The sequence below is a fragment of the Microcoleus sp. PH2017_12_PCY_D_A genome (genome assembly GCF_020738565.1).
GTDB lineage: Bacteria > Cyanobacteriota > Cyanobacteriia > Cyanobacteriales > Microcoleaceae > Microcoleus.
The window spans coordinates 1-20,486 of sequence record NZ_JAEQCI010000022.1 but is presented as its reverse complement, the minus strand read 5'-3'; the positions used below and the strand labels follow the sequence as shown (position 1 = coordinate 20,486).

The 20,486-nt window shown below is 47.2% G+C and carries 16 protein-coding genes and 1 pseudogene; 13 read left to right on the top strand and 4 right to left on the bottom strand.

Features of this window, described 5'->3' with window-relative positions:
* Nucleotides 1-200 precede the first annotated feature (200 nt).
* The 5 genes from JGK39_RS05885 to JGK39_RS05865 all read left to right on the top strand — a co-directional run bounded on the left by JGK39_RS05885 (nucleotide 201) and on the right by JGK39_RS05865 (nucleotide 7,633).
* Nucleotides 201-2,651 carry a type IV pilus secretin family protein gene (locus JGK39_RS05885; RefSeq protein WP_293252862.1) on the top strand — a complete coding sequence of 817 codons (2,451 nt, stop codon included), beginning with the start codon at nucleotides 201-203 and terminating at the stop codon, nucleotides 2,649-2,651.
* 934 nt (nucleotides 2,652-3,585) lie between these two features.
* Complete coding sequence (locus JGK39_RS05880) at nucleotides 3,586-3,876, top strand: HU family DNA-binding protein (protein ID WP_293252860.1); 291 nt, start codon at nucleotides 3,586-3,588, stop codon at nucleotides 3,874-3,876.
* 15 nt (nucleotides 3,877-3,891) lie between these two features.
* Nucleotides 3,892-5,025: a threonine-phosphate decarboxylase CobD gene (gene cobD / locus JGK39_RS05875; RefSeq protein WP_293297106.1), complete on the top strand. Its 1,134-nt coding sequence runs from the start codon at nucleotides 3,892-3,894 to the stop codon at nucleotides 5,023-5,025.
* Between the two features lie 347 nt (nucleotides 5,026-5,372).
* Entirely contained in the window at nucleotides 5,373-6,848 is a 1,476-nt protein-coding gene (locus JGK39_RS05870; protein ID WP_293252856.1) for an NAD(P)/FAD-dependent oxidoreductase, read from the top strand.
* Between the two features lie 383 nt (nucleotides 6,849-7,231).
* On the top strand, nucleotides 7,232-7,633 hold the full coding sequence (locus tag JGK39_RS05865) for a hypothetical protein (protein ID WP_293252855.1): 402 nt from the start codon (nucleotides 7,232-7,234) through the stop codon (nucleotides 7,631-7,633).
* Here the strand turns inward: JGK39_RS05865 and JGK39_RS05860 are convergent, their stop codons facing one another.
* The 4 genes and pseudogenes from JGK39_RS05860 to JGK39_RS05845 all read right to left on the bottom strand — a co-directional run bounded on the left by JGK39_RS05860 (nucleotide 7,634) and on the right by JGK39_RS05845 (nucleotide 13,210).
* On the bottom strand, nucleotides 7,634-8,872 hold the full coding sequence (locus JGK39_RS05860) for an FAD/NAD(P)-binding protein (RefSeq protein ID WP_293297103.1): 1,239 nt from the start codon (nucleotides 8,870-8,872) through the stop codon (nucleotides 7,634-7,636).
* Nucleotides 8,873-9,061: 189 nt separating this feature from the next.
* Nucleotides 9,062-10,435 carry an ABC transporter substrate-binding protein gene (locus JGK39_RS05855; protein WP_293297100.1) on the bottom strand — a complete coding sequence of 458 codons (1,374 nt, stop codon included), beginning with the start codon at nucleotides 10,433-10,435 and terminating at the stop codon, nucleotides 9,062-9,064.
* 665 nt (nucleotides 10,436-11,100) lie between these two features.
* Nucleotides 11,101-11,946 (bottom strand): annotated as a pseudogene (locus tag JGK39_RS05850) (ISAzo13 family transposase).
* Between the two features lie 988 nt (nucleotides 11,947-12,934).
* Nucleotides 12,935-13,210 carry a hypothetical protein gene (locus JGK39_RS05845; protein ID WP_293261409.1) on the bottom strand — a complete coding sequence of 92 codons (276 nt, stop codon included), beginning with the start codon at nucleotides 13,208-13,210 and terminating at the stop codon, nucleotides 12,935-12,937.
* 568 nt (nucleotides 13,211-13,778) lie between these two features.
* On the opposite strand from JGK39_RS05845, the gene JGK39_RS05840 reads away from it, so the two are divergent.
* The 8 genes from JGK39_RS05840 to JGK39_RS05805 form a co-directional block, all read left to right on the top strand.
* The gene (locus JGK39_RS05840) at nucleotides 13,779-15,020 is read left to right on the top strand and encodes a tyrosine-type recombinase/integrase (RefSeq protein ID WP_293261406.1); all 1,242 of its coding nucleotides are present in this window, start codon (nucleotides 13,779-13,781) and stop codon (nucleotides 15,018-15,020) included.
* Nucleotides 15,021-15,281: 261 nt separating this feature from the next.
* A complete protein-coding gene (locus JGK39_RS05835; protein WP_293261403.1) occupies nucleotides 15,282-15,737 on the top strand; it encodes a hypothetical protein in 456 nt (151 codons plus the stop codon).
* Between the two features lie 11 nt (nucleotides 15,738-15,748).
* Entirely contained in the window at nucleotides 15,749-16,225 is a 477-nt protein-coding gene (locus tag JGK39_RS05830) for a hypothetical protein (RefSeq protein ID WP_293261400.1), read from the top strand.
* On the top strand, nucleotides 16,222-16,509 hold the full coding sequence (locus JGK39_RS05825; RefSeq protein ID WP_293261398.1) for a hypothetical protein: 288 nt from the start codon (nucleotides 16,222-16,224) through the stop codon (nucleotides 16,507-16,509). The genes JGK39_RS05830 and JGK39_RS05825 overlap by 4 nt, the downstream gene beginning before the upstream one ends.
* Nucleotides 16,479-16,775, top strand: a complete 297-nt coding sequence (locus tag JGK39_RS05820) for a hypothetical protein (protein ID WP_293261395.1) — start codon at nucleotides 16,479-16,481, stop codon at nucleotides 16,773-16,775. The genes JGK39_RS05825 and JGK39_RS05820 overlap by 31 nt, the downstream gene beginning before the upstream one ends.
* Complete coding sequence (locus JGK39_RS05815) at nucleotides 16,763-17,296, top strand: hypothetical protein (protein WP_293261392.1); 534 nt, start codon at nucleotides 16,763-16,765, stop codon at nucleotides 17,294-17,296. The genes JGK39_RS05820 and JGK39_RS05815 overlap by 13 nt, the downstream gene beginning before the upstream one ends.
* Before the next feature lie 569 nt (nucleotides 17,297-17,865).
* Complete coding sequence (locus JGK39_RS05810; RefSeq protein ID WP_293297097.1) at nucleotides 17,866-18,774, top strand: hypothetical protein; 909 nt, start codon at nucleotides 17,866-17,868, stop codon at nucleotides 18,772-18,774.
* A gap of 38 nt (nucleotides 18,775-18,812) precedes the next feature.
* The coding region (locus tag JGK39_RS05805; protein ID WP_293261386.1) for a DUF5906 domain-containing protein at nucleotides 18,813-20,486 on the top strand (1,674 nt) is incomplete at its 3' end.

The following is a 20,486-nucleotide window of genomic DNA, read 5'->3' as shown; positions in this document are numbered from 1 at the left end:
CGAACAAAAATATAGGGCAATCTAAAATTAGGCTTTTGGCCGAATTCATTCTAACTTCTTCCTTCCAAAACAGGTTCGAATCGAGAAGATATAGCGTTCGTTTCAGTAAGATGAGGTACGCATGCTTTTAGGCCCCATGCTTTTAGGCCCCATGCTTTTAGGCCCCATGCCCATAAATAACAAAGTGTAGAGGAGAGAACGTGAAACAGCATCTACGGTTAAGTGGAGGACTCTTGAGCAGCGTTGCCGGAGTTCTGATCGCCCAAGCGCCGGTCTCGGCCGCGCCGACTAAAGTCACAGGAGTGCAAGTAAGTCAAGCTAATAATGGCGTAAATATTGTCATGGCTACCGAAAAGGGCGATCGCCCGCAAGTTTTTGGCATCAACAGCGGCAATACCTATCAAGCCACAATTACCAACACCCAGCTCCGCCTGCGCCAAGGCAACAGCTTCCGGCAAGATAACCCAGCTCCGGGCATTTCCTCAGTAGAAATCACCCAGGTAGAAGCCAACAGCATCCGCGTTGTAGTGGCAGGAACCAACGGAATTCCCAACGGACAATTTATGCCCGGACAAGGGCAAAGCATCGTCCTCAGCGTTGCCGGACAGGGCGGGACAGCGCAGTCTACCCCAGCAACACAGGCTGCATTGCCCTCGCTCAACCAAGCCCAAGCTGCCCCTCCGCCGCCTCCGGGACTGCCGCTGAGCCCAACAACTTCCCGGCCGGCACCCCAGATTCGCACGTCGCAAAACCCGGACGTGATGCTGCCAAATCCCGAAGTTACTGTCACTAGGAACGATCGCCCGCCCCTCCCCAGCGAAATACAATCTCAGAACAATCAAGCTCCGCCTTTCCAGCCGCGGGCTGTAGCGCCACCCTTGGGAGATATCGCAGTATCTAACATCGCGCCGGCTGGGGCAAATATTGAACTGAGTTCGGCAGAACGCATCCCCCGCTTGGTGCTGCGCGATGCCCCAGTCCGCGACGTTTTAGCTCTGCTGGCAAGGGCTGCCGGATTGAACATTGCTTTTACAGGCGGCGGGGCCCCCGGTCAGCCGGGCCAAGCCGCTCCGGCGGCCGCACCGGGAGCGGCAGGCGTCGCCGAGGAAGGGCCGAAGATTTCCTTGGACATCGAAAATGAGTCGGTGCAAGATGTTTTTAACTACGTACTGCGGATCAGCGGACTGCAAGCCAACCGTGTCGGGCGCACGATTTTTGTGGGTTCTAATTTGCCTCTAGACTCGCGCAATATCATTGTTCGGACGCTGCGGCTCAATCAAGTCAGATCTACGGATGCAGCTAACTTTTTGAGCGCTCAAGGTGCGGAAACTCAACTCCCCATTACTCGGGTAACTATTCAAACCGTGGGCCAGGGAAATACGGCCCGGGATGTGGAAATTCGGGAACCGGACATTAAGGCAATTGGCGCAAAGGATGGCAATGGGCCGCTCTTGCTGAGGGGACTGTCGGTGCTGGCGGATGCGAGGCTCAATTCGATCACTTTGGTGGGCGATCCGCGCAAAGTTGATATTGCCGTGGCTTTCTTGACTCAGCTAGATTTGCGCCGCCGTCAAGTGGCTGTCAACGTCAAGGTGATCGATGTCAACTTGACCGGAGCCAACAACAGTAGCAGCAGTTTCTCTTTCGGAATTAATAACAATTTCTTTGTCAATGACAACGGAGTCGCAAGCCTGAATTTTGGTGGCTTGCGGCCGGCTACAGAGACTGATGTCAACAGTGCCAACAATCGATCGACTCCGCCGATTGTCACCAACCCCATAGGAAACATAGATCCTGTCTACGATCGGAATGCCAATTTAATCAACGTGCCTCTGACAGGGACTGCTAGCTACGATCGGAATGGCAATTTAATCGTGGGTAACAGTGGCGGGGTGTTCCTCCGGCCGACAGCAATTACTGGTGACCCCTCACGAGTTGGGCTTGACAGTTACGAGCCTGGGGGCGGACCTGCGACCTTCGGCCTGTTCCCGTTGTTGCAATATCCAAGGAGGTTCTTGTCGGCGTTGCGGGCAACAATTAGCACTCGGAATGCCAAAATCCTGACCGATCCGACTCTGGTGGTTCAAGAAGGGGAAACGGCGAATGTGAATCTTACTGAAGAGGTGATCGCTAACATCACGTCACAAACTCAAACCACGGGAAATTCAAGTACCAGAACGGTAACGGCTGTGAAGGATAAGGCGGGTTTGCAGTTGGCGGTAGCAGTTGACAGAATTGACGATAATGGCTTTGTCTCTCTGCGGGTGAACCCGACTATCAGGGCGATCAGTGGGGATCAAACCCTGAACACTGACGGGGGGAATGCGAATATTATCAGGCTGCTGGCGGAGCGATCGTTGCAATCGGGGTTAATTCGCCTGCGGGACGGTCAGACTTTGATTGTTTCGGGGATTATCCGCGACCAAGAACGGGTTGAAGCGAACAAAATCCCTATTTTGGGAGATTTGCCGATTATCGGTTCGCTGTTCAGGAAAACCACTAAGACCAACGAGCGGGCAGAGGTGATTTTATTGCTGACTCCGCAGATTTTGGACGATAGCGATCGATCGAACTTTGGCTACCAAAACAACATCAGTCCCGACGCCCGCCAAATGTTGCAGCGCAGTCAACCCGTCCAGCCCAGACAGTAGGCATGGGGCAAAGAGGGCAAAGAGGGCAAAGAGGGCAAAGAGGGCAAAGAGGGATGAAGGAAGAGGTGTCAACTTAAGGTCAAAAGTCGTGCCGGTCTGCTGTCTGACGATTTGCCGAGTCTAGATCCCCCCTAACCCCCCGGATAGTCGGGGGGGACAAGAGCGTCGTCCAAGTCCCCCGACTATCCGGGAGAGAAGAGCGTCGTCCAAGTCCCCCGACTATCCGGGAGAGAAGAGCGTCGTCCAAGTCCCCCGACTATCCGGGGAGAGGGACAGGATTCTTCTCTTTCGTCCCCCTTAAGAAGGGGGATGAGAGGGGGATCGGGCCTCGGCTATAAACGAGAGATAGAGATACAAAGGTTTTTAGGCGATTGGTGACACGAATGGGAAGAGAGAAGAGGTTCGAGGGAAAGAAATTTTTCTTTGACCCTTGACAATTCAGACTTTATTCCTTTTAATTCACCTTCTTTCTCTCACAAGCAAGAAGAACTCAGGAAAAAAAAATGTTTAACTCTTGACAAATGACATTTTATTCCTTCCATTTTTACTTGTTTTCAAATTGCAAATCCACTCCCGGTGAGAAATCTTCTCTCCAAAGAGGTATTTTTTTACCAAAATTTAGGTATTAATTCTAAAAATGGGCAAGTTCCATATAAATTAAAGGTTCCACCGATCCATAACGGTCGGCAAGACTTTAGAATAATGCAGTGAAAATTAGATGCTGTCGGGTTTTCAGCAACTAAAAACAAAAATTCCTTTTCTGACCAATTATCCTAGGGTAATTAGTATTCAGCAGGAGTTCTTAATTGGGAAGCGGGCTGGAGCAATAGGGGACAACCCAAACCTCCCAACCCAAACTCCAATACAGTTACAACTCACAGCTAATAGTTGAACTCTGTTTAACGTATTTTGCAAATCCCAGAAGGAGTTCGGAATGAACAAAGGTGAATTGGTTGATGTAGTGGCCGAAAATGCTAGTGTCACGAAAAAACAGGCAGATGCCGTTTTGAGTGCAGCCTTGGAAGCAATCATGAAAGCTGTCTCCGACGGCGACAAGGTGACATTGGTCGGTTTTGGCTCGTTTGAGTCGCGGGAACGCAAGGCCCGGGAGGGTCGCAATCCCAAAACTGGCGACAAGATGGAAATCCCGGCAACTAAAGTTCCTGCATTTTCCGCAGGTAAGTTGTTCAAGGACAGAGTTGCACCGCCGAAAAACCCCCAATAACTGGCAAACTGAGTCTTGATTAGACCTGTACACGGTGGGAATTTAGCTTGGGCAGCCGCACTGGCTGGCTGCCCTCCCTCTGCTATTCTCGATTTTTCTGCCAGTATCAGTCCTTTGGGCCCTCCTGAGTCTTCCCTGGCTGCGATTCAAGCTCATTTGAGCAGTCTTACGGCTTACCCAGACCCGGATTATGGGGAGCTCCGGACTGCTTTGGGTGAGGCTTTGAATGTTGACCCGGATTGGATTTTGCCGGGGAATGGTTCGGCGGAATTGTTGACTTGGGCGGCTTGGGATTTGTCGGAGCTGGAGGGCACTTATTTGGTGACTCCGGCTTTTGGCGATTACTGGCGGGCTCTGAAGGCTTTCGGCGCGCAGGTGCTGGATTGTCCTTTGGATCTGAAATCGTTGAACGCGGAGACTGGTAACGGGTTAGTAAGGGATGATTTATCGGTTTCTAACGGTTCCCTTGTCTCTCCTTCTTTCGCTCTCCCGGTTCCTCTTGCTCTAGAGGCCGATCGAGCTTTGCTGCTAAACAACCCGCACAATCCTACGGGTTTGTTGTTCGCGAGGGAGGCGATTCGGCCTTATTTTGAGCAGTTGGGTATGGTGGTGGTGGATGAGGCCTTTATGGACTTTCTACCGCCTGCAGAGCAGCAAAGTTCGATCGCTCAAGTTGAGGAATTTCCGAATTTGGTGATTTTACGATCGCTCACCAAATTCTATTCTCTGCCGGGACTGCGGATGGGATGTGCGATCGGGCATCCCGACATCCTCCGCCGCTGGCAGTTGCTGCGCGATCCTTGGCCTGTGAATGCCTTAGCTGCGGCGGCTGCTGCTGCTGCGGTGCGAGATACCGCTTTTGAGCAGCAAACTTGGGATTGGCTGCCTGGGGCTCGCCGAGAGCTATTTGAGGGTTTGGCTGATTTACCCGGTTTGCGCCCAATGGCTGGGGCGGCTAATTTCTTGTTAGTTGAGTCGTCGGTGTCGGTGGCTGCAATTCAAAAAAGTCTGTTGCAACAACACCGGATTTTGATTCGGGATTGTTTGAGTTTTCCTGAGTTGGGCGATCGATTTTTCCGAGTCGCCGTGCGCGAGAGGGCGGACAATCTGCGGCTGATTGCTGGACTTGCTGATGTCATTAGCCGTTAACTCGGAAATTACGGATCGTAAAAAGTGTTTGATCGTTCGGACTTTAGTCCTCTGATTTTTATGAGGACTAAAGTCCTCACTACGAACCAATTTTATTAGACTTATTGCATAAATCGCTGTGCCAGACCACTCCTAAAAAACGCTTTTTATACTCATCGGGATGCTTCCACTGCTGCTGACTAATGACTAATGACTAATGACTAATGACTACTGACTACTGACTGCTGACGTTCGCGAGCGGGGACGCTCGCGCTAATGACTAATGACTAATGACTACTGACTACTGACTAATGACTACTGACTAATGACTAATGACTGCTGACTACTGACTACTGACTTCTTTATTTATGCTTGATTATGATTTAGTGATTATTGGTGGAACTGCGGCCGGACGCTATGCTGCTTTGACTGCAACTAATTTCCCGGCCCGCGTTGCTTTGGTGGAACCGCTAAGTGATTCGCAAGATTTGCCGGCGGGGGGGAAAGAGTCGATCGCCCTGGGCTTGAAATACAGCCAAACTTTGAGAGAGGCTGCTCGTTTTGCTCACCAGATGAGCCTCCCACAGTTCGGACTTCGCCCAGATGTGGCTAATTCCGAAATGCCGATCGCATTGCAGTTTAACGGGGTTAAAAAGTGGGCTGACGGCGTTGTTTCTAATTTGTCAGAAATTGACGATCTCGCCGTTTTAGCTGCTCGCGGGGTTGATATTATTTTTGGTGACAGCGAGTTTGTTGCCAAACCCGATTTGGCTTTGATTGCGGGCGATCGTCCATTGCGATCGCGCTGTTATTTGCTAGCTTGTCCAACAATGCCTGCAATTCCCAATATTGAAGGACTTTCATCAGTCGGCTTTTTTACTTCCGAAACAGTCGGAGAATTAACAAAACTGCCAGTGTTGCCGAAAAGTTTGGCTGTAATCGGTGCAGATCCCAGCGGTGTTGAAGTTGCTCAGACTTTTTCTCGGCTGGGCTGTGCTGTGACTTTGGTGGTAAAAAGTTCGCAGATTTTGGCTAAAGAAGACCGCGAGGCTGCTGGTTTGGTGCAAGCTGGAATGGAAGCTGAAGGAGTACGGATTCTGACTGCGACTGAGGTGACACAAGCTAGGATGATTGACGGTAAAAAGTGGATTCAAGGTGGGCCAAGGGCGATCGAAGCTGAGGAGATTTTTCTCGCCGCTGGCCGCGGACACAATTTTGCATGGTTAAATCTAGAAGCTGTTAGGGTTAAATTTGGCGATCGCGGGTTGATTTTAAATGAAAAGCTGCAAACAACTAATTCTCGAATTTATGCGATCGGCGATGTTGCTGGCGGTTATTCGTTCCCTCACATCGCCAATTGCGAAGCTGCGGTGGCTGTGAAAAATGCTTTGTTTTTGCCGCTGTTTCACATAGATTATCGCGGCATTCCTTGGGTAATTTTTTCCGATCCGCAGTTGGCGAGGGTTGGCTTGACAGAAGCGCAAGCAAGGCGCCGTTTTGGAGACGATCTGATTGTGGCTCGGGAATATTTCAAGAATGTTGAAAGAGCTCAAATGTCTGGTGAAACAACGGGTTTTTGTAAGATTGTCGGGCGCCGCAACGGGGAGATTTTGGGAGCGACTATTGTCGGCCCGCAAGCTGCGGAGTTGATTCAGGCGATCGCCTTTGCTGTGCGTCACGGAATGAAGGTTGAGGCGATCGCCGAACTTCCTTATATTTGGTCGAGTTTTTCGGCAATTAACGGTCAAACTGCTGCTGTTTGGGAGTCGCAGCGTCTCCGCAGCAATACTTTTATGCAGAATTTGTGGGAAAATTTATTTCACTGGCGCAGATATTGGAAATGAACAAATTGATCGTTAGTCATTGGTCATATCGTGTCCGATCAATCAATTAACCGCAGTAAGATTAGTTCGTAGTGCGGACTTCAGTCCGCAAAATCCTCCACTACAAACCGTGTAAGATTGTCTCGTAGTGCGGACTTCAGTCCGCTTTCGGACTGCGGACTGAAGTCCGCACTACAAACCGTTTTTATGATGGTAATCGATCGCACATGACATCATTGGTAATTGGTAATTGGTCAACAGAGATACATTACTTTTTTAAAGTTATAAAGTTTTATCAACTTTTATCAAAAAGCCTTGATTCAGTTACCGCTATGGAAGATAATAATCAAGGTCAAAAACTCAAAATAGTTGAGACACACTACTAACTACCCGAGGTCGGATTCATGGATTGCAAAACTGCTACTTTAGTTTACGAAACAGGAAATCCCCTGGAAAACATTCGCAAGATATTTCCCGAAGCTTGGCAATTTTTGACAGATCAGTCTGCGGCTTTTGTGGCCGGTAAAGATGATACTTTTGATGCAGAGATTAAAAAGTCGATCGGCAAAACGCCTTTTGGGTTCAGAATTACTCACCGCGACGATACTGAACAATTGACAAAAGATATCTCTGAACTTTTGGGCGATATCACTTCTCGCTTACTTTTGGAACAGCATTTTTCTCAAGTTGTCGGTCGTCCTCTTTATTTCAGCACAATTTGCTGTTCCAGTCACCTAACAGCCGATCGCGAATTGACATTAGATGAAGTTTTGCCAATTCAACGCGCTGCGGTTAAGTTGCAATAGTTAAGCTGTTGCTCTAATTATTGCGGGCGAGAGTGCAACGCTGGATTTGACGATCGCCGGTACAATGCGATCGCACGCCATTCTCGCCCCTGAAAGGTTTCTCGCCACTGGGCCAACTTGCAGCGCTGCTAAACCACCAGTCAAAAATAATTCGCATCCGGGCCAACGCAGGTGTTTGTCTAAAACTGGCAAACCTTTAACTATTTCAATAGGATGGGTTTCTAGCGTTTCCTTGAACAAAGGCTCGGCTGTAATATCTAATTTAGTGCCGGTTGCTAGCCAAATGCGATCGACAAATAACATCTCCCCATCGCTGCAATCAACAGTCCATCTGTTATTTTCCCACCGAACGCCAACAACTTCGCACTCTTCATGAAATGTCAGTTGTTTGCTGTAGGACAACCGGCGCAACTGCGTCATAATTTCCGGTGTCATCGAGCCGCCGTTGCGAGCTTGTTGAATAGCTTCCCAACGCTTCTGACAATCAGGCTCGGCAGCGAATCCTTTCAGGTATTTTGGCCCCAACCAACCGGGTTCGGCATCAAATAGTTTTTCTTGGAAATAGCGCCTAGTCATTAACAGGACTTTTGCTCCCCTAGCAATTGCTCCTACTGCTAAATGTCCGCTAGTTAGCCCGCCACCGATAATTAATATTTGTTCTCCTGATAATTCCAAATTTCGCAAATCTACTTGATGGGAGTGGCGAATTCTTTCGGCGGGATGCTGTGTTTGAATTTGATTTACCCACGCTGGTAAATGCGGTTTCCCACTCCCGGCGGCGACAATTACTCGGCGGGCGATCGCACTTTTTCCATCTTCAAACCACAGGCGAAAACAGCCGGATTTAGGCTGAATGCGAGTTACTTTTGCTTTGATAACTCGATCGCCCAAATCCCACCGTTTAACTGTATCAGCGCAAAATTCCTCAAATAACCGACTTCCCGGCAAATCGTAGGGTGGAAACAATTCGGAGGAGCGATTTTCAGCAAACCTCCGCAATTCGTAAGGGTTGGGATCTGGGTGGTGCACTGCGGGCGATCGCAAATGCCCAATTTCTAAAGCTGCAAATTGCCTCCGCCACTGAGTCAGCCATTCGCCGCTCGGATCGAATGCAAAAATTTTATCCCGCAGACTCTTGCGTTTATTCAAAATGTGTGCAATCAGAGTCAGGGCGTGGGGCCCGGCGCCAATGACAGCTAAATCAATTTGGGGCGGTATCTTTGCTGAGTTCCCTTGCATGGAAAATTGCTAATTTGCGAATAATAACAATTCTCATTATAGGGCGATCGGGCATTTCCGTTGACAGCGCTCCAAATAAACTCGAATTCCAAGCATTCGCTCTCAATTCTGGAAATTATCGGCGTTAATCTGTGTTAAGGAGCCTCACATCTGCGGTTGCTATCTCAATCAAAGATTTACGCAATAACTCTAAGGCAGCGCCACAAACCTGTAATCGTTGCCTTGGCGTTGAACCTGTACTAAAATCGGTTTGTTCCACCGATCGCCCGTTGGCAAAAACCTCACATCTTCACTCGCACCGGAGGTAACGAAATTCGGAGTCCTAAGTGCTTGTTGCAATCCTTCTCGCGTATTGCTGCGCTGCAAACCGCTGATAATAGCTTTAGTCGCATCAAAACTCGTGGCGGTGCGCCAATTCACGACACCTCCCCACTTTTGAATTCCATTCTTAGAAAATGGGTTGTTGGGATTAGTGTCAGGGTGCCACGGAACGGACAAAATAAGCCCGTCAACGTCTTTGTTCCCCTCTTTTACCGTTTGAAAGGTGTACAGTGTCGTACTGCCGTAGAGCGCTAATTTGCCACTATTGAGGCGAGCTAGGTCGATCGCGCGATCGATGCGATCGATATGAGGCGCTAACATTAACGCTTGTGCACCTTTGCTAACAGCATCAGCAATGCTAGCACTAGAATTAAAAGTTGGCGTTGAAAAGTCACAAACCGCAGGCACCACCTTGCCACCCAAAGCCGAAAATGACGAAACAAATTCATCCTTAAACGATACGTTATCGGGAGCTTGAGAGTCATAGCAAATAGCAACATTAGTTTTGCCAGCTTTCTTAACCATATATTCTGCTAAAGGAGCCGCCATCGATTGAATCGGGGGGACTGTCCGAAAAATGTAGCTACCAAAACCTGATAAATTGTTAGCAAAGCTAGTTGGCGTAACCATCACCAGTTTTTTTTCTTGATAAATGGGAGCAGCAGCTAGAGAAGCATTGCTAGCATTGTGTCCGACGACTGCTAAAATTTTCGGGTCATTTACGAATTCGGTTGCAACTTCTTTGGCAAAATCTGGACTGTTATCATCGTTGGCAATCAAAACTTGCAAACTCGCACCATTAATCCCTCCCCCAGCATTGACTTCCTCTTGAGCTTGGGCAACTCCTCGGAGCATTTCTTGGGCTACATTCGGGTTACTACCAATCGGAACCCTGACGCCAATTTTCAGAGAATTATCATTGTTTACTTTGGCATTATTTAAATAAATTACAGTCTCTGGATCGTTGCGATTTTGTTGCAGCGATGCCTGAAAGTTTTTGACAGCTTCTTTGTAATTACCCTCAGCAAAAGCTTTGACACCTGCTTGTTTTCCTGCTGTTGTTTGAGATTGCATCAATATCTTATCTCCCAAACTGAGGCGACTATTGCCAGAAACTAATCTAAGTGAAGTTCCGCCATTTAACATCTGTGGAATAAACGTGAATGCACCCCAGGCAATCAAAGGAAATGCAATAAAAACAATTGGCGGCGGGCCTTTTCTTTTTTGAGGTTCTTGATACATGATTAGTTCTCCTAGACTAGATTTTGTTTAGATACTTTGATTTCTGTCAGCATTTTCTAGCACAGTATAATAAATCTGTTACTGACCAGAAAATGCTCCGGCTTGCAACCTGTAGAAATATCTACATATATTTGATTTAGATCGACGAGCGCAATATTAGCTGCTAGGCTTGGGTGACATTTACTCGGTCCTGTCCTAGGTTCATATGATGATTATCAATAAAAGCTTTTTAAAAGTCAATTCATAAAGTCATTGGATAAACTCATAAAAGTCATGTCATTGAGTTCATAAAAGTCATATTTGTGTAGATTAGTTGCAATAACTCATCTCATGCCTGTTGTATTAACGTAATAAAACGTGTTTGCAGCATCGGAATGTGAGTCCTCGGATGATGCGGACTCGCATTCCGATGCTGCGAACCAATTTTATTGGAAGCCTTCTTTTCGGAGATGAGAGAATTCTTCCGCAATACTGTGTATGTGGCTCAAAATAGCAGTTGGGCGATCGCTCTTTCCCAGCATAAATCAGGTGCACAGTGGACACCCAGAGTTCAAAGTTGGGTTAGATACGCCACAAGCACCCTAGGTTAATAAGGAATGAAAATTTAATAACTTTAGCGTCTGCTAAATAGTCGGAACTGCATGATAATTCCATTTTGGTAGATATTAATCAAAAATAATTTTCATTGTTTCTTTAAATCTCTTAGCTACTTTTCGACCACTTTCATAAATTTTATCGTTCACATTTACAACCACAGAAATCCCGGTTTTAGTATGAGTTTTTGCCATGAGTTTTTTCACTAACTCAAGAGAAGTAAAAATTACTCCTTGACAGGCTCTGGTTACGTGAGGAAACAAACGATGTTCAATCGGATTATACTTCGATGTATAGGGAGGATAGTGTGCGATCCTAATTTCTATTCCTAGCTCGTCAACTAATTTTTGTAAATCCGATTTAAAGATATGATGATTGGAATTATTACTGCCACCGCTATCGCATTTTATCAAAATTGAATCGGCTTGATGGTAGATAAATTTTCCGTAATTAACCCACCATAATTTAATCGATTCACAAGCAAATTCACTCGTGTCTTTACTGATTCCCAAATTTAAATATCCTCGGTTATGTTGCAGATCGTAAATTCCATGAGGTACTACTTTTCCGTCAGCTAAACTCCAAAAATCATGGTCAAATGTCGTAATAGCTTCCGTAGTATATAGACTTCCTGCTCGATATAGATTTCCAATAAATTCCTTCTTTTTCGTGTCGATACTAACAATTGGATTTCCCTGTAACTCATACTCTGCCGTAATTCAGACCCGATTTTCAAATTGTTCATTACGACTTTTTGTTACTCCGGTTGTTTGTTTTTTTTGAGCTTGACGTTTCACATATTCATGTTTTTTTAACAGTTTTTTAACAACTGTTGTACTGACTATTGTTTCCTGAGCCTTCAGACCTTCAACTATTTGTTGCTGGGTAAGATTTGTCCATTTAATTTTTTCCGACATGGGAGCTGCGGCTGTGTGGTTTTTTAAGACTTCTAAAAAACGCTCATTTAAATCAGGTATCTCAGACTCCCTAGTTTTTCTTTCTCCTCCACGTCGGCGAATTCTCTGTTGATTAAAAGTAGTGTCTGATTCAGTTTTTAATTCCTTAATTCCCTTGGCTATTGTATTCCTGTCTACTCCCAAAACTCTGGCTATGTAAATAATTCCACCACGACCAAGTTTTACGGCTTAAGAAAGCTGCATATTTTCTTGGCTCTTTTTCAGATAAAGACTGATGATATTTTCGCATTAAATCAGTAATTTCGTCTGAGTAACACATAAATTAAGTTAGTAATAAATGATTTAAATCAAAAAATCTTGGGCGACCTAAGAAGAACCAGGTAGGTATAATATTTGACATCTCTACCGAAACATAAACCTATTCATATTCACTCATTTATTATACATCGCTGATGTTATTAAATTTTCATTCCTTATTTACAGCGGTTCCCGCTGTTATGAGGTACAGTAGCAGCAATTAGCTTTCCCAATTTCTTAAATGTTTAGGGTTCATTAGCTTGAGGGCAACTGCAATGATTTTATCAATCATTGATGTGGTAGTTGGAGCGAAACTTCGTAAAAAAAAATTGAGTTGTGACCACCACAGTTCAATGGGGTTAAAATAGGCGAGAATACGGAGATAAGCAAATAACACTCGCACCGCAAGCTTCAATCATTTGCACAATTGATGCTAATTTATGGGCGGGTAAATTATCCATAACTACTACCGATCCTTTCCCTAATTCAGGACATAAAATTTCTCAAAAAATACGGCAAATGCTTATCCGTCCATTGAATCATTTATTGTCATCAAGGCTAGCACTGTATTAATACTAATTGCGCCAATAGCTGTGACATTTGCCCCTCGATAAAATGGTGTAATATCGGCAACTCTTGTTCCAGACGGAGAACGAGAATGACTTCTGGCTAAACCAATAGAATACCTGTTTCATCCAAAAACACGCTTGTTTTCTGGCTCGATATCCTTGATTTTTTCCCAATACTCTACTGTCAATTTTTGGACTCTTTCTGTCGTAGCTTGGCTACTGTACCAGGTTTTTTTGCGATTTAGCTCTAATTTTTGTAAATACCGACACATTGCTGCCCGGCTCACCCAATTTCCGGTCTTTTCTGCAAATAATTCACATAACTCAACCAAAGTTGCATCGGGATGTTCTGCCACCAGCGCTTTGATTTCTACATCTGAAGAAGTCAGATTACCCAATTGCGGTTTTCCTCTTTGTTTAGGTTGTAAATTCCCCTCAGGAGAGTTGTTGCTTGACCTGTTTTTGAACTAGACTTTTAGTGACACCAAATTGGGTTGCTACTTTCCTGATGGACATTTTTCCTACTAAATATGCTGTCACTATTTTTTCTATAAGAGGGAGTGAATATGCTTTCATTAGGTTTGATTACACAATGATATTTCATTATTATTGATTGTACCTCATAACAGCGGTTTCGGCTGTTATTGTCTCCAAATTGTCTCGAAATTGTCTCCAAACAGCCCTCAAAAACCCTGTGTTTGTCTCCAAAAACATCCTGTGCAACCACAGAGGTCAAGCCCTAGAAACGCCAAAACCCTTGATTTCTCAAGGGTTTAAATACTTTTTTCGCAAGCGGACGGTGGGACTCGAACCCACGACGTTCAGCATGGGAAGCTAAAAGGTTATTTTGGTATAACGCTTGCCCTGTAAGGGTTGTAAGAGTAGTTTTTTAACCTTTGGACTGTGTTGATAGTCATTCCATAGTCATTCGAGTAAAATTTAGAGATTGATTTTTGGTAGCAGGACATGAGTGAGACCCCTAGATTTAGCAACAAAGCTTCCAAAGGTTCTGTTGTCGTTGGGACAATTAAGGGCAGATTGCGCTTGCAAATGCCGAGACAACTCTATGGAGGAGAGCAAAAATACTTATCCCTCGGAATGCCGGATACTCCCCATAATCGCGAACTAGCGGAAGCTAAAGCACAATTGATAGAATCCGATATCAAGTTTGAGAGGTTTGACCCCACGCTCAAAAAGTACAAACCACAAACCCACTTGACTGTCGTTGACATTATCAAGCCAGCCCCAGGCTTAACCCTTTCCCAGTTGTTTTCTAGGTATTTGGATTTTAAGACGCCAACTTGGAAGCCAACGACTTTGAATTACATGGTGGCAAGCGTTCAAGCTTACGTTGACCGTTGCCCCTGCCAAGTTTTGTCCGAGGATAGCGCTCTACAAATACGTGCGTGGCTGCTAGAGAATACTACTAACAGTATGACTAAGCGCATTATTACCCATTTGAATGCAGCGGTAAGGTGGGGAATTAAGTTTAAAATAGTTAGCGGTTTAGCTGTATCCCCGTTTGAGGAAATGGCAGCGGAATTGCCAAAGCACAACTGGGAAAGTGACCCAGAACCAAACGCTTTTACAGCCCGAGAAAAGGTTCTGGTATTGGAAGCTTTCAAAAGTCACAAAGGCACTTGGAACGGCAGGGGAGAAAGCGGGCAAAAGTTCTGCTTTTATTACCCTATGGTTCAGTTCTGGTTTTCAACTGGGTGTCGTCCTTCTGAGGCGATTGGAATAAGATGGTGCGATATTGCAAATGACTTCTCTCACATTGTTTTTAACGGGAGCGTGCAGCATCCAGCCGGGAAGGAGACAAGAGTTGAGGGTAGCAAGAACAACAAGCGGCGCAAGTTCCCCTGCAACCAAGAACTCAGCCAGTTGTTACAAAGTATAAAACCTCAAAATCTGACCGACAAAGGTGAGTTGGTGTTTCCATCACCGAGGGGGAAAGCTATTAATTACAACAATTTCAGTCGGCGGGTTTGGGATACACTGGTTGACCCGATTACTGACCGCACTCGCGAAAATGAGCGGGGCTACAAAAAGACTACTCCTTACTCGTGTCGGGATACTTTTATGACTGAGCAAATTTCAAAAGGTGTGCCGAGTGCGGTGATAGCTAAGTGGTGCGATACGTCGGAAAAAATAATTAATTCCACGTATTTGGACGGCAGACTTTTAGAACAACTGCGCCCGCTTTGATGCTGTTAATATGTTGATTCTACGGGCAACTTTTGCGAAACAAAACTTTACAGTCGCACCTGTTGACAAGTGGCTGCAAACCTGCAATCGTGAGTAACTAAGGAAGATTGATGCGCGACTGACTAGCGTACCACCGCTAACCAAGTCACGACTTCCCCAAACCGTTATCTAACAACGTTTGGAGCCGAATAATTATGACATTTTTAGACGATTTTCCTATGGGACGATCGCAACTCTTTACGTTTGAGGCGGGAATTAGCCATGACTAAGCCCGCTGTCAGTTTCCGTCGCATAGACCAACTTAGAGCGATCGCTTTTAACCGTGGCTTCACAAATGAAGACGCCAGACAGTTCGGAAAACTCAGCAAAACTGCCACATGGGAAGCGCTGCTAGAGTTGCACCTTATTGACGGTGAATCGCTAGACACACCGCTAGACATAGCGCTAGACACTGTAGACACAACACCTAAACCGCTTGATTTACAAGCTGTAGACAGTGTAGACACCATTGACTGGACTAACGACGGTTCATTCCCTGTGTGTTTCACCCGCCAAAATTCCACCAACTTTTTAGACTGGGTTGACTTCGGACAACTCCTCGCACTTGTACTCGCATCGGCGGGGGTGTTTGTGCTGGCTATGTCTATGTGGCAACAAATCAATCCCTTAAATCTATTCCCCCCTATCCGCATCAACATTCAAATAGGAGCCAAATAACCATGGGAGTAATGACAACCCTATTCGGCGGTGGCAGTAGCGATGCCATCAGCCACAAATCAGAAGCGATTAGCAAACCAACCGATGCCAGCGTCATCACGCCGCTAAATCCCGGCAAGTTTAGCTCCATCCGCTCTGTTCCGGTATGCGATACCCCGCGCTACTTCACCGCCGAGGAAGCGGACGCCATGAAGGAATTAGCAAAGGAAAAGACCGACGGCGCGCGCCAATCAAAGCGAGCCTACAGCGCCATGACCAAGATTGAAGAAGCCGATGCAAAAGTCCACAAATTGCACCGGGGCTACGAAAAAAGTGTCGCCGACAACGAGTTAAAAAAGAAGCGCGCTGATGCAGGTCTAGGCAAACATTTGCAAGGGTTGCGCCCTGGTTATGCCCGATTGGGTTTTGGATTAGAGAAAGCTGAAACCGATGCTACCGCGCGGATTGAAGCCATCAAAACCAAGCTTTTAGGGGGTACTGAAAAGTGATTCTGCAATTGCTGGAAGCATTGATGCCACTGCCTGAAGAAAAAGGCAAGCGACTGCCTGGAATGAAAGACGAGCGATACTGGCACAGCGGATACTTTATCCGAATTTTCAGAGAAGAATACGGCGTAGCTTGGCAAGTTTACCGCGATAACAAGTTTGTCCACCGTGGCGGGCGATTTGTGGCTTTGATTGATGGCGGGCTGTGTGAATCTCTATGTGCAGCGCATCGCTCGGCACAGGAGTACATAGATAATTGCCTGTGGGAGCCGGAGGCAGCAGAATGATAAAGGCGATCGCACTTGGTAACAACTTTTTGCTGACTGCGATTGCCTCCAGCTTCCTCTGCTGGATGGCATCGCTTCACCCAAACCTGCTGCTGCTCGTGCAGGCACTCTTTGTCCTTAAACTCATCGTCAGCGCTACCGCGTGGCTACTGGATGATGCCATCATCGCAATCTTGAAAATAGACCTGCTACAGTTTCGCTTTCGGCTAATCGCAAGTACAGTCGGGGCCTTAGTCGGACTGGGGGTGATGCTGTGTCGCTCTTGAAAGTTTCGGCTTTATCCATCTCTGGGGTTTGTTTGTGGCTGGCGCCGCCGTTCATCTTTTCCCGGAAAATCCCCCTGCACAATTTCATGCAAGGTGTTGCCCTGGTGTCCGGCTTTGCTTGCTGCTTTGAAGCGCGGCGCTGTGCTCTGAAGGTAGCCAAAGCTGAAGAATTCGAGGCTATGAAAGATGCCGCCGTGGCTGCTGATTTGGTGGATGAAATCAGCACGTCGGTTTACGTGTCCGAACAACAGCGACGGAACGAGGCAGAACTTCTCATCGCATCCAACGGTGACAGAGAACTTCTAGAACGCGCTCTAGCACTGAATTCTGAAGAAGAGGAACCAGAGAACGTTCAACTAGCTCAGAACGCCGATTCAGAACTTCTGGAACGGATTCTGCAATTGCAGGCTCGGGGGTACGGTAAGGGCAAAATCATCAGCGAAATCTGGCAGGTTTCCAAAGGTGGCTCAGAGAAATACAAGGCTGCTGAGGCTGAGTATCGGCGACTGACTGGGGAGTGAGCTGCAGCCGAAAAAGACGGGTGATTTTCGTGGCGTTTACGTCCAGAAAATCACTCGTCGGATTTAAAGGTAAAAGCGTTCGACGACGTATTCAGTGAGCGGGTCTTGGGATAGCATTTAAAAATGGAGATCAAAGCATATCTGGACAGACTAAGACGGCTCATGGGTTTACCTGCAAGAGGGGAGACCGAAGAGGAAGAGAGCAAAATAATCGCCGCCGTGATGGGCATACCCTGGCTTCAAGATGAGACTATGGCGTTGATATATTCTTGGAGCATCCCATGCGCCATGACTGTCTATGTCTGCAAAGTTATTGCTGGAGAATCAGAACAGTCCCACGCCACTCGTGGGCCTCCTAAATCTTTTATCCCTATCCCCAAGATTGAAACGGGTGGCTGTGCACGCAGCGACTCACTTGTCCGCTCGCTAATTTTCTAGCGAGCGGTCTCTTCTATGCTCTGAATTTTCTAAAAACTAAACACGAAAAAACCGCTGCTACTCAATTGAGACCTGACTGCAACGGCTTTTTGTAAACTCGCAGCCTGTCCAGAGGACGGGCAACTTGTCTTATGTACACACCATCATACCCCTTAAACTCCAGACTTGTCACCGTTTCCAAAGAAAACCCTTGTCCGCACTGCGGTAAACACGACTGGTGCTACAGCATTGGGGAACTGTCAGTCTGCAATCGTGAGAACCCCCCGGCAGAAGGCTGGACAGCTACCACCAAGACAGACGGCGAGGGCAAGCTCTACTACGCTCCGATTCAAGAGCAAAAGGAAATTCGCCCGGCGCAAACTCGCTACTGGGAGTATCCAGCGCGTGACGGTTCGCCGCTAGTTCGGGTCAAGCGAGTTGACGATGGCAACGGCAATAAAAAAATTACCCAACAGCACTGGGATGGTAGCAAGTGGGTTTCAGGACTTGGGGAAATCAAGCGCGGACGCATCCCCGTTTACCGCTACGCCGACGTGCAAAAGGCGATCGCCAAAAATGAGCTCATCTTCATAGTTGAGGGCGAGCCTTGTGCGGATGTACTGCGGAACCTAGGCTTTACCGCCACATGCAATATCGGCGGTTCTGGGAAATGGGACAAAACAAACAGCATGGATTTGTGCGGTGGCAAGGTAATAATTTGCCCCGACCGCGACGTACCAGGAATCAAACACGCCGAACAAATTGCCCAAGACTTCCCTGACGCTCAATGGCTGTACCCCTACCCGGAATCACCCGCTTGGGACAACCTACCAAAGAGTCAGGGGTTAGACATTGCTGACTGGATTTCGAGTAAAAAATTAACCGCCGAAAATCTAATAAATTCTATTACTCCTCACCCGCGCACGCGAGAAGAAGTAGTATGCCAGAAGTATGACAGTATTACAACGACTACATCCCAGACACAGCGCCGACTCCAGAGCGAAACTACGTACAAAAGGCTGTCGATGCGCTGTATTCTGGAACACCTTGGGCTTCAATAGCAGGACAGCTTTTTGAGTTCACCGGGACTCATTATGAGTTGCGACCGGAAGCTCCCGAGAAGCGGCGCATTCTTGAGTGGTTGAGCACCTACTCTGAATTGGTGAAAGGGAAATATCGCTGCAACCGTGCCAACCCTGCTAGTGTCAACGAGGTTTACAGCTATGAACTCTTAGCGGTGGCCGTAGACCCCAACACCATCAACCCTGATGGGTTGAACACTACTAAAGGGGTGCTGAAAATCAATCCTGATGGCTCTCATTCGCTTGTGCCACATGACCCCAAGCAGGTCTATACCTATGTCGGCTGCACGTATGACCCCGATATTGACGCGACGGATTGCGATCGCCTGTTGGAGTGTCTTGAGCCGTCACAGCGCGAGATATTTCTGAGAACTGCTGCTGCTGCGTTGAATTTGAAACTGGTTCGCTCGAAGCTGACGGGACGGGGTGTCAAAGGCTTGCTGTGCTACGGCGAGGGGTCTAATGGCAAGGATACGCTGCGGGCTGTGTTGGCCGCTGTGTTCGGGCGGGGTATGACTGGCAAGTCGCTGTCAGATTTCAAGTCCTACGATAACGGCCGCAAGTTTTCTCTGGCTGGGATTGAAGGAAGTATCTGTAATTGGGCTTCGGAAAATACCGCAAAAGTAGACTTAGATACCATCCAGAGCCTCAAGCAGCTAATTACGGGCGACCCGGTAGACATTGAACGCAAGGGTAAGGACAGCTATGAGTACAAGCCTGCTGCTATCTTTTTTGCCAACTGCAACAAACTACCCTCTATCACCGGGGGAACGGCTGCAATTGATGACCGCTACGGCATCTTGAGCTTTAAGAAAACCTACAAACACAGCGCTGATGCGTCTCAGGGTGAGCTAGAGGCTGACCCGCGCTTTAAGGATGATGAGAACTTTATCCTTGAGCGGATTGCGCCGGCGATGCTTAACAAGATGTTGGAGCGGATGCCGAAGCTGTTGGCGGAGGGTATTGACTACAAGGCGACTCGTGAGGCGATGCGGGAAGCTCAGGAAGAGAGCCGGCACCTTTGGCAGTTTGTCAGAGACTTGGGGTATGAAGCTGGTAAGGGTGAGCGGGTTTATGCCAAAGACTTATGGAGCGAGTTACAAGAGTGGTATCAAGAAGCGGGGATACTTGAGCTTGAGTGGAACGAGAAGGGCAAGGAGAAATTAGTCTGGAACGAGCTACCTAACCAGTGGGATAAGCCGGTGAAGGCTATAAACCAGTTGTACGCTCGGCTTTGTGAGATTTTCCCTAAACTGGAGAAGCACCGGCACACGGAAGCGCAACTAAATGGGCGAGAAATGGGTAATGCCTATTATTTAGGTATCCGCAAGCGACACAGTGAGAAATCATCCGCAGAATCCGCAGAACCTTGTTCTGTCGTTAAAACATCCGCAGAACATCCGCAGAAAACAACTTTTTCTGCGGATGCCTCTGTGGCAACAATCCTTACACTGAGGGCGACTGCGGATTCTGCGGATGAAAACCCAACTGTTTTGGAATTGTGCAATGGAATCGCAAAACTCACCCTCTCGGACAAGCAAAAACTGGTGGAACTACTCACAGGCGTCCCTTGCTCTGACCCGCTCAAAGCCTTCAGAGTTGGTGACAAGGTGGCTGGCAACAATCCAGATGAACCTTCTTACAACTGGCATGGCCGCATTGTCGAGATGTATACCAGCATCAGTTGCAAG

Coding starts and splice junctions, on each gene's coding strand:
- JGK39_RS05880 (WP_293252860.1), top strand. CDS start 3,586: ATGAACAAAGGTGAATTGGTTGATGTAGTGGCCGAAAATGCTAGTGTC.
- JGK39_RS05870 (WP_293252856.1), top strand. CDS start 5,373: ATGCTTGATTATGATTTAGTGATTATTGGTGGAACTGCGGCCGGACGC.
- JGK39_RS05865 (WP_293252855.1), top strand. CDS start 7,232: ATGGATTGCAAAACTGCTACTTTAGTTTACGAAACAGGAAATCCCCTG.
- JGK39_RS05860 (WP_293297103.1), bottom strand. CDS start 8,872: ATGCAAGGGAACTCAGCAAAGATACCGCCCCAAATTGATTTAGCTGTC.
- JGK39_RS05855 (WP_293297100.1), bottom strand. CDS start 10,435: ATGTATCAAGAACCTCAAAAAAGAAAAGGCCCGCCGCCAATTGTTTTT.
- JGK39_RS05840 (WP_293261406.1), top strand. CDS start 13,779: ATGAGTGAGACCCCTAGATTTAGCAACAAAGCTTCCAAAGGTTCTGTT.
- JGK39_RS05835 (WP_293261403.1), top strand. CDS start 15,282: ATGACTAAGCCCGCTGTCAGTTTCCGTCGCATAGACCAACTTAGAGCG.
- JGK39_RS05830 (WP_293261400.1), top strand. CDS start 15,749: ATGACAACCCTATTCGGCGGTGGCAGTAGCGATGCCATCAGCCACAAA.
- JGK39_RS05810 (WP_293297097.1), top strand. CDS start 17,866: ATGTACACACCATCATACCCCTTAAACTCCAGACTTGTCACCGTTTCC.